This is a genomic window from Paenibacillus sp. J2L1-98, assembly GCF_056269405.1.
The window spans coordinates 15,952-29,344 of the sequence record NZ_JBWDNW010000025.1; the positions used below are offsets into that span (position 1 = coordinate 15,952).

Sequence of the window (13,393 nt, forward strand, 5' to 3'; positions counted from 1 at the left end):
TTAATGGCATGGAATAAACATCAAAGCATGTCGCAATTCGTGAAGTGTATCATGCACCGGAGCGTAAGTAGAAAAAAGGGCCGTATAAATAACAATGCCTGCAAGAGCTGTGATAGCGGTTAGTTGGAACGTAAGAGATTGCATTATTTTTCTAAATCCATGACTCTTCTGATGTTCAAATTTATTTAGCACTTAAATTTCCTCCCTTTGCGTATCGTGTTCTCTTGCCTAGTTTACTAATGCCAACGCCTGCTATCATTCCTATTGCGATGACTGCAAGCAGGAAGACAAATGCCTTAAATTTCACTCCAGCGGGCGGATTGAATGCCTGTACGCCTACAATATATTTTTGCTCGGCGATGACGGATCCGTTAGCAGGATCTACAGCCTCGACCGTCACTTCATGTTCCGCCCCATCGAAAAATTGCATACCGAACTTATAAGTGCCGTCAACAGAGGGGCTTTCCATGGATAATATGTCTGCCCCATCCTCAAGCCTTACAGCTTTAAACTTTACTGCAACCGGATTACTCCCGATTTGATCAAATTTCCCTTCAACATAAGCAAGCTCGCCTACACGGGCGTGAATATCGGCTTCCGATTCATCCGAACCGTGCGCAAAAACAGACGCTTGCATCATCAACATTAGAATTAAAACTAAACCTGCTATTCTATTAAACCGCATCGAGTCTCATCCTCCGTTTCGAAAATACCCATCCGCACAGCAATCCGAATATCGCTAACAATCCAATGAATATAATTGCGTTCCGAACCTCTTTTGGATTTTCATGAATGTTGATCTTCAGTTCTTGGGTGCCGATTGCTTTCCCGGTATCATCCATTAAATCCAGCGTCATCGCATACTCCCCGCGAATCGGAAACATATAATCAAATGACGCCTTCCCATTCTCAATCGATACTGTTGAATCTATTAAAGGCGTTCCTTCTACCCACGGAAAGTCCGTAGGCGAGAAAAATTTAGTCTCCGGACTGCTTAGCTGAATATGTACCGAACCGTTAGTAACATCTTGGAAACTCAGCTCCACTGTAGACGTATCCAAATCCGGGCGAACGGTAGCCAGCACCCCCTCATTCAGTTCAATAGTTGCCGCATCCTTCGCCGCGGCCGAAGTTACTAAAACTGCTCCAAAAATCAAAAAAGCTGCAAACCCGACGCTTAACCACTTTGTCATCACTTCATTGCTCCTTTATTACTGGTTTTTAAACACGCAAAAAAACACTTCTACCAAAAAAGCATAGAAGTGTTTACAGAAACGCAAAAAAACTAGCGATCTATACACTTCCCTATCCTCGTAGGTTCTTTAGTGTTCAAAAGAAATGGCAGGTCTCCTGGCTCATGGATCAAACGCAATAAACTGAATGATGCATCAATTCAGTTGCATAAGCCTTCCCACTTTTCATAGTGGCTTATGCATGCTCTCCATTAACAGTGGCGGGACCGCGACGGACTTACACCGTTCTTCCCTTTTAAGAAACGCCTTAGCGTTTCACCTTTTCCTGAAATGTTTTCGTATAGTAGTTCAAAGTCATGCTTAGTATAATAGGGATCTTGAAAAATGTCTATGACAATCCGGTTGATTTCGCTGCCGTGCCGCTTCGCTTATGAAAACGCAAGGCTATGAGGTCAACCTGTTACTCTCCATGAGGCGGATCATAGCTCTCGGATATTTGAGAACAATTCACTCCGGATTCTTCAAATCTATTTCGCCTTGCACAGCATCATCTGCAAACTGCATAAATCAATATTTTCCTATTTCACCATATAAATGATTAGCATCATAAACGGTAATCTCTTGAGACGCTCATAGCACACGCTTAATTTATTTTCTAATTGAATGTCTTAAAATTTCATCTGCCACTGCTTGTGGCGGATACGATAGCATGGTATATCCCTTTGTTTTTACAGTTACCCTTTCGCCAATTTTCAGGTCATGATAATGTACGATAACCAAAGACCAATCCGTAGAGAGCAATTATTAATACCAAAAAAGCTAACAATCTTCTCATCTTTCTTCCTCCTGTTCAAAATACAGTAAAGTAAGGTTACGTTATCCTTGAGAAAACGGCAGCCGGTATAGGATGGCCGCCTGTTTTATCTTCAATAACCCCATTCTACAGGTAAACAGGTAAAACCTGAATTGGAGGTATCGTGTTTATTTTACAAAAAAAAGGAAAAATCACACGGAAATCGTATGATTGTTCCTCATTTTTCACTCCAAGAGGCCGTTATTCTTTTATTCCTGCCAAGCTTGCAACTTCCGCCGGTGAAAGAGCGCCTTCATAAATGCGTAATTCATCTATCAGTCCCTTAAATGGCGTATCCCACCAGTTCACGCCTAAGCTGAAGCTTGCATCGGCAGTCGTGAAGATGTTCGGGAAGTTCGTGCCTGTAAACTTCTCTTCGCCGTTCACATAAACATGGATCGTGCCGTTATCGACGGTAAGCGCTAAATGGCTCCATGCTCCGATAGGGATGGTCATGCCTGTGACCGCATCGTACCATGAGCTGCCGGACCAAACCATCGTATTACCGCCGGCCGGTCCGCTCGGAACGAGGCTTACCCAGTTGCTGCTGTCTCTCGCGCCAAAGAAAGTCGTCGTAAACATCGTTAACTGCTCCGGCTTTAACCAAACCGAGACAGAGTACGTATTGCTGGCGATGAGCCCATCGGGCAAGCGTACGCCGGATCCCCCGTCGAACGCTGCGGCTTTGCCGCTCTTGCCCTCGCCATACGTCATGCCGCCGCCGGTATTATTGATGCGATTGCCGGTTAACTTACCTGCGCCGAAATTACCCGTCGCATCGCTCAAGTTATCTTCGAACGCGTAATGAGCGGCCAAACCGGCTGCTTGGTAAGGCAATACCGTGATTGTAAAGCTTTTTGTTGCCGTTACGTCACCTTTCGCGATGGTTGCGGTTAGCGCAGCCGTCGCGCTGTCCGAACCGGCCTCCGGCCGGCTGATGACGCCTGTTTCCGTTACAACGCCGGAATCCGAAGTCTGCCAAGTAATTTGTGCGTGCCTGGTCCCTTCTGCCGGAAGCGTTAGATTGGAAATGACGTTCGCTGTATCGCCGAGGTCCAGATCGTTGACAACATCCGTGACGATTTCCTGATCGGTTTTACCTAGAAGTTTGCTTCCCCAGACGGAAATTCCTTTCGACATCGCGGTGAACGTCATCACATAACGTTCCGAAGCCGGATCCCAAAGACGTACGAATACGCCGCTATAGGCGACTCCATCCACTGTGATTTTCGCTTGATTATGGCTTGTCCTCGCCCAACTGCCCTTTACATCGCCGGAAATGGTATAGTCTTCGTTTAACCGTATAAGAACCGAGTTCGTGATCGCTCCGGAATAGCTTTTCCCATGGTTAATGAATTTGTATTCCCCGATCAAATCCTGGATGTTTACTTTATCAAGGGTCTCGCCTGTGTAACGATAAGGAGCAACCACAGGCCAGCCGTCTTTATTCATAAACATCTGGTGAACCCGAACCTCGTGAAATTCGCCTGTTTGCGGGAATCTTGTATGGAAAATCAGGAATTGCTTGCCGGTTTCCGCGTCATAATATACGGAATTATGACCCGGAGAAACGTATCCTACGCCGATACCCGTTCCGGCATCCCCGATTTTTCGCTCAAATAAATAATTGCCAATCAGCTTGTTGCCGTAGGGAGCATTATCCGTAGCGCCCGGTAAAACGGCATTTTGGCCTTGGGCGTCTACATAAGGGCCCTCGGGATTTCTGGAACGGAACTGTCTCATATTGTAACCGCCGTCTGCCCCTAACCACCCATAAGTTACATACAAGTAGTAATAGTCCGTGTTCTTGTCATACACAATATACGGACCTTCGCCCGATTTATAATAGCCGCCTGCAATTTTCGTTCCAAAATATCGGTCGATCAGTCTGCCGTCTGACGTCGTGCCGTCCTCGCCCGGATAGATGGCTTTACCCGTCGATTTATCGATTTCAAGCAGAAAAATGCCGCCGGACCATGAACCGTATGTCATCCACAGTTTCCCGTTCTCGTCATAAAACAGAGTCGAATCAATCGCATTCGGATAAATATAGTTGTTATATGATCCGTTTGCATTGAACCACTCCGGCCTTGTTCCCGTTAACTTGCCGTTATCGATAAGCGCCTGAATATTCGTATTCGTCCATTTCTTATTGATTACGCTGTTGTTATCGTACGCTTCATCCCGGGTAAACCCGGAATATATGACGGTATCCCCATACGTATACGGCCCTTCTATGTTCTTCGCTACCGCAAAACCGATTGCCGAACGAATATACGTGGATGATGCGCTGTAATACATCATATAGGCACCGGTTGTTCCGTCCTTATTGATGTAGTCATTGTTCCAGAAAACATCGGGAGCCCAAACGGAGAACCCGCCCTTGCTATCGGAATCGTTCTCTCCGGCCCATGCAAAGGAGCCTGCCAGATTTGCGGATAAATCACCAAACAAGACATTGCCTGGTGTCGTGTATCCATTCGTGAACCGGGTCCAATTTTGCAAATCCGTCGACTTTGCCGCTTCGATATGAGAACCGAACACGTAATACGTGTCGCCGTCTTTCACGATCGAAGGGTCGTGAACAGAAACGTTTGTAAATGCCGGAGTTTCGCCCTGCTCGTCAAGGTGAGGTTTGTTGCTATTATCGCTTGGCTGGCTATCCGTTACGGCTGTGCCCTCAGCGAGCACGACATTCGGTAATGTTAATATAAATGTTAATAATAGAAGAATGAATCTAATGGATGAACGTTTACTCATTCAAAGCTTCTCCTCTCACAATCACCGTTGATATGCAAACGCATTCATATTGCTGGTTTACACTGGTTCTTCCCACACCTCCCACGATTGTAATCGAATCGGAGTTGATGAAACGCTTACATCTTTAAAAATATTAATGTAATTATCAACAAATTAATAATAGTATAAATTTTATAAGATCTCAACCAAAACTTATTATCGAACAATCGTTCTTGTCATGACAAAAGGCGCCCGGTTCGGGCGCCTTTTCCTATTCTTACTTCTACGGCATTGCACAAATGACGGAAAAGTTACATCCTTGCCGCGCAGCGTGTGTGAAGGAAAAATAAGGTTATAACTAGAATAATTCAGTAATCTATTTTAGGAGTGAACACATGAGCATCTCAACGTACCCGGAGTTCGTACAGCTGGTCAGTCAATATAAGATTTTCCCATTCTCCGATCTTATTCCCGAGCATCCTTCCCTTACCTCCGTCGTTCCCAGTGACAGCTGGCATACGGGAACCGAGCTGGATCCGTGGCTATGGCGCGTCAAGATCGTAAAGGATGAGCATGCGGCTTACGGCAAGTTTTTTAGCACTAAATTAACCTTCATTCATATTGATCTGTTCCCGCTTATTCAAACGCTGCTTTCCCTAGGGAAAAGTGTTGAAGAGAGATATACTAGCGGCCTAATGTCGCCGGACGCCAAAAATATTTATCACATTATCAGAGAAGCCGGAAATATCGATTCGCGTAATTTGCGGAAGGAAAGCAAGCTTACCGCCAAGGAGCAAAAGAAGGATTATGAGCGGGCGCTGGTTGAGCTTCAAAATTTCGCCGATATTGTCATTACCGGAGCACAAGAGAGCGATTTCGACGGCGGCTGGAACAGCATGTGCTTTGAAAGCTCAGACCATTGGTTGCAAGTAACGCTTGGCAAAAATGCAGCGGAGGCGGCTGATCTTCCTGATGCTAAAGCTGCCGTCAAAGCGGAGCTGAGCGAGGTTTGCACAGAGAAGGCATTGAAATATTTGGACAAGAAGCTGCGGTTTAACGTCTAGCTGCAGCAAAAAGGGAGATGCTTAAGATTAGCGCAGGCTAACTTGCATCTCCCCTCTTATGTATCATTCCATTATTTTCTGAAAGTCTCCTCATGTTCTTTATTTCTCATATCATACGCTGCATTCTCTATGATAATAGCAGGCTTTAAACATTGACCTGTGATATAGCCTGCCTCATATCCTTCGTATTGTCGCTCAACACGGCTGATGCATCGCGAACCTGCTTCATCATGTCCAGCTGCCGGGCGGTCATCGCTTGAATCTGCTCCGTCATCTCAGATACTCCGCTTGCTATGTGAGCGATGCTGCTCACCGTAGCCGCGACCTCTTCGGAGCCGGCGGTTAATTGCTCCGTCGTTGCCGATACCTCCATAATTTGCTCGCTTACAAGACGGAACGACTCGACGGCATGCAGGAACGATTCCGCCGCTTCGCCCGATAAAGAGACACCAGCGCCAATCTCCCCTGAGGCCTTCTCCATTTCATCGCTAATTCTTCCTGACTCCAATTCAATATGGCTAAGCAGCGATGAAATTTGCTGTACGGAGGATGCGGAAGCGTCCGCCAGCTTGCGAACCTCTTTAGCTACAACCATGAAGCCTGCGCCATGCTCTCCTGCCCTAGCCGCTTCAATAGATGCGTTCAATGCAAGGAGTTTTGTCTGATCCGCAAATTCGCGAACCGAGCCGATTACATGACCGATCTCTCCCGTGTAGCCTTTCAGCTGCCTAGCTGTATCGAGCGTCTGAGCGGCAGACTCTGAGATGCTTCTGATCTGGTTATTTAATTGCTTCATGGCGGATTCGCCCGCTTGTGCGATTTCCAGCGATTGTACAGCAGCGGTGGAAACGGTTGATGAAGATTCCGCAATTCTAACGATGCCCTGCGCGATTCCCTCCATCGCAAGCGCGCTGTCGTCCGCGCTCTTCTTCTGGGCATGCGCGCCCTCGTAAATATGCTGCACCGAGCCGTTCATCGTTTCGCCCATTTGCAGCATTTGATCAGCATGGCTGGCAAAGGTTTGCGAGGACGAGACAAGCTGCTCCGAGGTTTTCTCCACATTGACGACCACACCGCGAACCCGTTCGTTTAAATGCTCCGACATGGTAAGCATAGCCTTGTACACTTTACCGATTTCATCTATGGACTTAACCGGCCTTGCCCGCAAAACCGCATTCGCCTCTGCCAAGTTTCCTGAAGCCATCTTCTCCGCGCTGTCGGTCACCGTTTGCAAAGGCTGCAGCGATCTCCGAACAAACCATACAATGGCTCCAATTAGAGCTATCGTAATTACCAGCATCAAAATATAAAGAGGCGCGCTTTCCCAAATGACATCCAAAGCAAGCTGCTGGAATACAGCCGCATCGGTATCGATGCCAAGCGCCCCGATAACTGCGCCGCCCGCATCCTTCACCGGCACATAGGCGGATAAATAGGAGCCGTATACCGGATTTTCAATAAGCGGCGAGCTTGCGTTCTTTCCGGCTAAAACATTCTCAACCGCCGCGGCGGGCATATCCGTTAATTCATTAATAGGAGACGCGGAGCTATCCCCCTTAGGCATGCCGTCAATCATAATTAGCGGCTGCCGCTTTTCATCGAAACGAACAAAATATACATATCGCGCACCAATTTGCGTACGGAAATGATTAAGTTCTTGGCGAAGCGACCAGTACAGCTCCGTCTCCTGCGGCTGCTTAAGGAATTCGGCAAAACGATCCGGCTGAAGCGTTGCGGCGTAGCTCTCCCCGATCCGCATATTGTAGCTGTTAATCGCCTGTTCAACTGCGGATTTGGTTTGTACGACCTGTGTACCGACGTAGCCTCCCGCTATCAAAATCATGACTGCGGTCATTGCACATAAAATACGGACAATCAGATGCTTTTTCAATACCGTGATCATTCGCTGGCTTCCCCTTTGCGCCCTACCGATCAAGTTATAGAACTGGAAAAATCGGGCCGGTGATTTTTTAATATATTCCTCATCATACCACCATTTTTCGACATTAATGAAAAATATTCCACACTTTATACCTAGTTAATATAGTTCTTCAGACATGAAAGCTTAGATCATTTTGTAGAGCTTATAAACGCAATAACCGCATCCAGCTGATCCGTCTTCAACACCAGCTTCTCTGAATCGAATACTAGGAATACTGGAAAAGACTTAATATCGAATGCCTTCTTCACATCCATCACATAGTTTGGATTATACTCCAGCCAGCCATAGCCGCCCTGAAGAACGACGCTCGCTTCCTTTTCTATATATGCATCATCAAAGGGTTGAAGCTGACCCTTTTCGTATACGACAGTCGTTCGATAAACGCCTTTTTTACCGGCTAGCAAGCCCGCTCTCTTTAATAATTCTTCGTTGGTCATAGACAAAATAATGAGCTCATCCGGTATATCCGTTACCTTCTCCGTCTTCGGCGGGCTAATCAGCACCTTCTGTCCGTACTTCAGATCCTTCCACCCCAGCCGCTCGCCTGCTTCATTGCTTATCTTCGTGCCCGGAAGCACACGGGCTTCATAGATCGCTCCCCAATCATTGATAGCCGGCCCCGGTTCATCGCGCTTTGTCCATTCAGAGATATCGAAGCCGATCGTCTGTTCCTGCTCATTTATGCCGTCTACGAACCCAATCATTTGATCGTCCCGGTAATGTCCATAAGGCTTACTGACGCAGCTTGTTAGAAGCATGCCTATCATCAACAAAATGATAAGCCCGGCTCTCCTCATTCGTTTCATTAGCCATCCCCCTTTACGAAAGATAACGAGCACCGTCGATTAATTGTTTCAATTTCTTCCATAGATGCAGCTCACTCCGCTTAGCGCCACCAATCGTTTCCTCATTTTCACCCTTGATATATAATAGGATAAGTCACCGTCGGGGACATTGAAAACATAGTACACGCTTACGAAGCAAGTTTTGTTACATAAAACTAATCGCATGCTTACGAAATAAGTCTGGTTATTCAAAACATTAAGGAGAAATAAATCATATGGATATTATTGAAATTGTTACGGATTTAATTGACGAGGATACCGATCAGCCCAGGTATCAGTTTGATGAGGAAGCGCTGCAGGAATTGATGAAAAGCATCGGGGAAATCGGTCTGCTCTCACCGATTAAAGTAAGATCAACGAGCAACGGACGTTATAAAATCATCTATGGCAACCGCCGCTATAAAGCAAGCAAGATGCTCGGGCGGCCGACGATTCCATGCATCGTCTCTACCGTTACGGACGAGATGGAAATTTATTTGGAGCAAATCGCGGAAAATTTGACGCGCGAGGGCTTCTCGCCGATTGAAGAGGCGGAGGCGTTCAATAAGCTGCTCAACGATCCGAAGTTCAGAAGCTCGACCAAATTTTTGTCCGGCAAGCTGGGCAAGCCCGAATCCTATATCAAAAACAAATGCGAGCTGCTGAAATTCGGCAATGCGGTGAAGAAGCTGATCGTGAGCGGCACCGAGATTAGGAAGGACAAGCTGACGGAGGATCAGCTGCTCCCTCTAAAAGACCTGCCTATCGAGCATCGTGATCCGCTTGCGCTTATCGCGGCAAGGGATGAGCTGCCGGTTAGCGACGTGAAAAAAATCGCCAAGTTGTTTAAAGATAAAACCATTTCAGACAGCACCAAGGACAAGCTGCTCTTCAAAACAGGAAGCGGCCTCATCGAAACCTGGTCGACCCATGAGCAGAACAAAGCGGAGCGCGCCAAGCCGGCTGCCGAGCCGAAAGCGCCCGCGCCGAAAGCCGGGAAGCATGCTAAGCAGAAGACTGATGAAGCTCCGAAGGTCAGCCAGCCTGCAGTCTCAGCGGCAGCCGGGGCTTCAATCGAGCTAATTCTTCAGCAGCTGGCTGCCGCCCTACCGGCTGACAGCTCCTTATCAGCAGATACGCTGCAATCCGTAGAAGCGATCGAGGCGGGCGGGCAAGCCCCTTTCATCCAAGGCGTGGACACGTTGATCGACCGTTTGGAGAAGCATTTGGCGGAATGGAAGACGGTACGCGAGCTAGCGGCTGCGAAATGGCAAGCGGCATCCGCAGCAGAATAATGCAGCAAGCGTAAACGGCTGATGCCATCTTTGACGGCATAGGATCGTTTCGCGGTGAAATATAAGCATAGTATAGGGTTCAAATTTATACTTTCTTATATTTGAAAAAGGCTGTTCCCAAAGTTATCCGACTTGGGATCAGCCTTTTTTGCCGCTATTTCAACCAGCCTGGCGCCCACCAGTTCCAGTTTCCGAGCATGCTCATTAAGGAGGGCACCAGCACCATTCTGACGATCGTTGCATCGATGAAGATAGCGGCCGCGATGCCGATGCCAAGCTGCTTCACCCCGGCGACCTCGCCGAATGCGAACGGAGCGGTGACCGCAATCATGATGGCCGCTGCTGAGGTAATGATTTTGCCGGAAGCGGCCAGCCCCTTCACAATAGCCAGCTCATTGCTGCGCGTCCTGCCATATTCCTCATACATGCGCGAAACGAGAAATACGCCGTAATCCATGCTAATTCCGAACACGAGGCCGAAAATAAATACCGGTATCATAATGGCGATGCTGCCCGGCTCGATCCCCAATCGGCCATCCGCGAAGAGCCACACCAACATACCGAAGGATGCTCCTATGCTTAGAAAGTTCAGCAGGATCGTTTTTAGCGCTATTAGAACGGAGCGGAAGGCGGCAAACAGCACGATAAAATTCGAAAAAAATAGAAAGAACAGCACGCGGCCCAAGCTGCCAAAAACTTGGTCGAATACTTCCTGCTCATATTTTGCCTCTCCGCCTAGCGAGAAGGTTAACGGCGACGTCTCCCCTCTCCGCTCCCATTCCCTCAACCAATTCATCGCTGCGCCCGATGCTGGATCAGCCGATATCGTCACCTGCAGCAGCATTCGGTTATCGTGCAGGAAAGGCTGAAGCGCCGCTTCGTATTTCTTCTTTTGCAGCGGCTTCAGGGCGATTGCCAGCAATTGCTTGGGCTGCATCTTAAGGCTTGAGAAAACCGATTCGACCCGTACCACGCTTGGATCACGCTTAAAGCGTTCCGCAAGCGCATACGAATCCGTCCAATCCGCCAGCTTCAGAAACAGCGCGTTTCCCTCCACGACAACCCAAACTTTTGACGTGGCCGGCTGCTCGAAATAAGCGTGATAAGCCTCAGCGGCCAACCGGGAATCGTAGCTTTGCGGCAGAGATGTCTCATTGGGGATCGTAACCTTCATATGGCTCACGGGCAGCATGCATACGATTAAAATCCCCCCTGCCAGCAAGCCCATCGCAGCCGGACGCCTCATCACCAAACGGGCAAGCCCCGCCCAAACTTCCGCTTGGCCGGATGCTTCCGGGCGCTTTCTCACCGTTTGCAGCGCAGGCAAGCAGACCGCAAGGAGGGCAGGCAGCAGCGTGAACGCCAGCAGCAGCGAGACGGCCAATACGGCCACAGCCCCAAGCGCAATGGACGAAAACATCGGCAGCGGGATCCAGACGAAGCTTAGCAAGCCCATAAAGACGCTGGCCGATGAAAATAAAACAGCCCTGCCGGCTGTTCTTATCGTTTGGACCAGCGACTCGTCCGGCAGCTGGTTTTTTCCCAGTTCCTCACGGAACCTGCTGACGAGCATAAGCGCAAAATCGATGCTTAGAGCGAGCCCTACCATCGGAATAACGTTTAAGACAAAATTCGAAAGGGCCAGCTTCCCGCCAATCCCGTACATCATTCCCATAGCCGCCGTCACGCCCGTAATCCCTATAACAATCGGCAGAAGCGCAATCACCATTTTGCGGAATACGAGCCATATAATCAGGAACGCAAGCGGTATTCCGATCAGCTCGGCTTTGGCCAAATCATGATGGCTCGCTTCATTTACATCGGCTTGTATGACCGATTGGCCAGTCACCTTGACCGAAATGCCGTTATAGGCAGGCAGCTGACGTTCCAGCTTCTCAAGCGCCTCCTTCATCCGATAAGGCGGATAGGTAAATGACAGGAGCGCATAGGCGTAATTGCCCTTCAGCATCCCCTGCCGCCCAAGCGGAGAGACAAGCTCCTTTAAGCCTTCAAGCTCCCCTGCTTGAAGCAGCGTTTGCCCGATAAACCACTGGAAGCGCGAATTCGGTATGCCTTCCTCTCTCTCGAACAGCAGCATAACCGGCGAATCCGGTATCCCGAAGTCGGAAGCAAGCATGTTCTGCACCTGCGCATATTGGCCATCCTGCGGATATAAGCCGTGATCCTGAAGGACGGTATGCAGCTTGAACGCATAAGGGCCGACAAGGAGCAGCGTAACCATCCATAGAAAGATCATAAATCTTGGAAAACGGAAGGAAAAAAGCGCAAGTCTGTGCACACCCATAAACCTGCTCCTCCCGGCATCGAATGAATGCATGACCATTAGAATGGCTTTAATCTTGTCGCCCGTACAAGCCCTTGCGCTAAAGCCGGGGCCATACGCGCTGCATGCGGCAGCCAGCCGGACACGGTCGGCACGCCGAATAGCCATTGCAGAAAGCTGCCCCATCGAAGCGGCCCTTTAAACTCGCGCTTGATAGCCCCCGTATAAACATGCTGCCATTCAGCCATAGACAGGTTCCCGCGCAAATAGCCGTCTGCAAGCGGCGCGCATAAGGCGGCCGACCGCAGCGCCATCGACATCCCATCTCCGCATAACGGCGGAATCATTGCAGCCGCGTCGCCGAGAAGCGGAAGCTGTTCCCATGCCAGCGGCTTGCGGTTTAAATATACAGGCGCAACGGCAGCCTGCGAATCCGTAACAGGCTCGGCATGCGCCAGCTTGTCGCGCAGCTTCGGATTCCGCTCCGCAGCAGCGTGCATAATCGCGATAATCGTTTTTCCCGCATTCGCCAAAGCATCCCGCTGCAGCAGCGCCGACGCATTCACCAGCCCGCCTTCAATCGGACATAGCCCCATGTAGCCGCCCCGAAAAAAATAAAGCTCGATGACCTTCTCCATCGATATGCCGCGAAAATGTGATTTCACGCCTATGTAGGAACGCTTAGCAGAATCCGGTTTGCGGAAGCCCGGCAGTCCCGGCCGCCGGCTCGCCCCCCACGCTGCAATAACGGTTCGCGCCTCTACACAGCACCTTTCCCCATTTTGCACCATCTCGATTTTGTAGCCTCGGTCCGCAGGGCGGACAGCCGTCACCGTTGTTCCCGTCTGCAGCTTTGCGCCCGCTTGCTGCGCGGCCAGATGAAGAGCGGAATCAAGCGAATAACGGCTAAGCCCTAAAGCTTTACCGGGAAGCGAAACCTCCACTTCGGTTCCATTTTCAAAAATCAGCCGTATCCGTTCAATTCCGCTCGGCCTAAGTCCCGCTACGGTGTCGCTTATGCCAAGCGCATGCAGCGTGCTTTGCGACTCCGGCGATAAAAACTCCCCGCACACCTTATGGCGCGGGAAGGACTGACGGTCGAGCAGCAGTGTTTCCCAGCCTTTATCCGCAAGCGCTTTGGCAAGGCTGCTGCCGGCAAGGCCGGCTCCGAGCACAGCCGCATCAAGAATACGAGTCAT

The 13,393-nt window shown here is 49.3% G+C and carries 10 protein-coding genes and 1 riboswitch; of the genes, 2 read left to right on the forward strand and 8 right to left on the reverse strand.

The window, feature by feature from the left end; genetic code table 11:
- From AC0YNZ_RS26775 to AC0YNZ_RS26790, 4 genes are all read right to left on the reverse strand, one after another.
- Positions 1 to 144 carry a CbtB domain-containing protein gene (locus AC0YNZ_RS26775; RefSeq protein ID WP_475829565.1) on the reverse strand — a complete coding sequence of 48 codons (144 nt, stop codon included), beginning with the start codon at positions 142 to 144 and terminating at the stop codon, positions 1 to 3.
- A 37-nt stretch (positions 145 to 181) separates the two neighbouring features.
- Complete coding sequence (locus tag AC0YNZ_RS26780; protein WP_475829509.1) at positions 182 to 685, reverse strand: hypothetical protein; 504 nt, start codon at positions 683 to 685, stop codon at positions 182 to 184.
- Positions 675 to 1,193 carry a hypothetical protein gene (locus tag AC0YNZ_RS26785; RefSeq protein ID WP_475829510.1) on the reverse strand — a complete coding sequence of 173 codons (519 nt, stop codon included), beginning with the start codon at positions 1,191 to 1,193 and terminating at the stop codon, positions 675 to 677. Before AC0YNZ_RS26785 ends, AC0YNZ_RS26780 begins: the two co-directional genes overlap by 11 nt.
- Before the next feature lie 130 nt (positions 1,194 to 1,323).
- Positions 1,324 to 1,531: riboswitch (cobalamin riboswitch) on the reverse strand.
- Positions 1,532 to 2,247: 716 nt separating this feature from the next.
- On the reverse strand, positions 2,248 to 4,806 hold the full coding sequence (locus tag AC0YNZ_RS26790) for a LamG-like jellyroll fold domain-containing protein (protein WP_475829511.1): 2,559 nt from the start codon (positions 4,804 to 4,806) through the stop codon (positions 2,248 to 2,250).
- Positions 4,807 to 5,180: 374 nt separating this feature from the next.
- Here AC0YNZ_RS26790 and AC0YNZ_RS26795 point away from each other — a divergent pair, with 374 nt between their 5' ends.
- Positions 5,181 to 5,849, forward strand: a complete 669-nt coding sequence (locus AC0YNZ_RS26795) for an AlkZ-related protein (RefSeq protein ID WP_475829512.1) — start codon at positions 5,181 to 5,183, stop codon at positions 5,847 to 5,849.
- 145 nt (positions 5,850 to 5,994) lie between these two features.
- Here AC0YNZ_RS26795 and AC0YNZ_RS26800 read toward each other — a convergent pair whose 3' ends face one another.
- Both AC0YNZ_RS26800 and AC0YNZ_RS26805 read right to left on the reverse strand, forming a co-directional pair.
- Positions 5,995 to 7,752 carry a methyl-accepting chemotaxis protein gene (locus AC0YNZ_RS26800; protein WP_475829513.1) on the reverse strand — a complete coding sequence of 586 codons (1,758 nt, stop codon included), beginning with the start codon at positions 7,750 to 7,752 and terminating at the stop codon, positions 5,995 to 5,997.
- A 167-nt stretch (positions 7,753 to 7,919) separates the two neighbouring features.
- Positions 7,920 to 8,597, reverse strand: a complete 678-nt coding sequence (locus AC0YNZ_RS26805; RefSeq protein ID WP_475829514.1) for a hypothetical protein — start codon at positions 8,595 to 8,597, stop codon at positions 7,920 to 7,922.
- Positions 8,598 to 8,851: 254 nt separating this feature from the next.
- Here AC0YNZ_RS26805 and AC0YNZ_RS26810 point away from each other — a divergent pair, with 254 nt between their 5' ends.
- A complete protein-coding gene (locus AC0YNZ_RS26810) occupies positions 8,852 to 9,910 on the forward strand; it encodes a ParB/RepB/Spo0J family partition protein (RefSeq protein WP_475829515.1) in 1,059 nt (352 codons plus the stop codon).
- Positions 9,911 to 10,064: 154 nt separating this feature from the next.
- Here AC0YNZ_RS26810 and AC0YNZ_RS26815 read toward each other — a convergent pair whose 3' ends face one another.
- Both AC0YNZ_RS26815 and AC0YNZ_RS26820 read right to left on the reverse strand, forming a co-directional pair.
- Positions 10,065 to 12,362, reverse strand: a complete 2,298-nt coding sequence (locus tag AC0YNZ_RS26815) for an MMPL family transporter (protein ID WP_475829516.1) — start codon at positions 12,360 to 12,362, stop codon at positions 10,065 to 10,067.
- Positions 12,254 to 13,393: an NAD(P)/FAD-dependent oxidoreductase gene (locus AC0YNZ_RS26820; protein ID WP_475829517.1), complete on the reverse strand. Its 1,140-nt coding sequence runs from the start codon at positions 13,391 to 13,393 to the stop codon at positions 12,254 to 12,256. The genes AC0YNZ_RS26815 and AC0YNZ_RS26820 overlap by 109 nt, the downstream gene beginning before the upstream one ends.

Bases quoted from the DNA above. Each gene is read 5' to 3' on its own strand.
- AC0YNZ_RS26775 (WP_475829565.1), bottom strand. From the start codon at position 144: ATGCAATCTCTTACGTTCCAACTAACCGCTATCACAGCTCTTGCAGGC.
- AC0YNZ_RS26780 (WP_475829509.1), bottom strand. From the start codon at position 685: ATGCGGTTTAATAGAATAGCAGGTTTAGTTTTAATTCTAATGTTGATG.
- AC0YNZ_RS26785 (WP_475829510.1), bottom strand. From the start codon at position 1,193: ATGACAAAGTGGTTAAGCGTCGGGTTTGCAGCTTTTTTGATTTTTGGA.
- AC0YNZ_RS26790 (WP_475829511.1), bottom strand. From the start codon at position 4,806: ATGAGTAAACGTTCATCCATTAGATTCATTCTTCTATTATTAACATTT.
- AC0YNZ_RS26795 (WP_475829512.1), top strand. From the start codon at position 5,181: ATGAGCATCTCAACGTACCCGGAGTTCGTACAGCTGGTCAGTCAATAT.
- AC0YNZ_RS26800 (WP_475829513.1), bottom strand. From the start codon at position 7,752: ATGATCACGGTATTGAAAAAGCATCTGATTGTCCGTATTTTATGTGCA.
- AC0YNZ_RS26805 (WP_475829514.1), bottom strand. From the start codon at position 8,597: ATGAAACGAATGAGGAGAGCCGGGCTTATCATTTTGTTGATGATAGGC.
- AC0YNZ_RS26810 (WP_475829515.1), top strand. From the start codon at position 8,852: ATGGATATTATTGAAATTGTTACGGATTTAATTGACGAGGATACCGAT.
- AC0YNZ_RS26815 (WP_475829516.1), bottom strand. From the start codon at position 12,362: ATGGCTATTCGGCGTGCCGACCGTGTCCGGCTGGCTGCCGCATGCAGC.
- AC0YNZ_RS26820 (WP_475829517.1), bottom strand. From the start codon at position 13,393: ATGACTCGTATTCTTGATGCGGCTGTGCTCGGAGCCGGCCTTGCCGGC.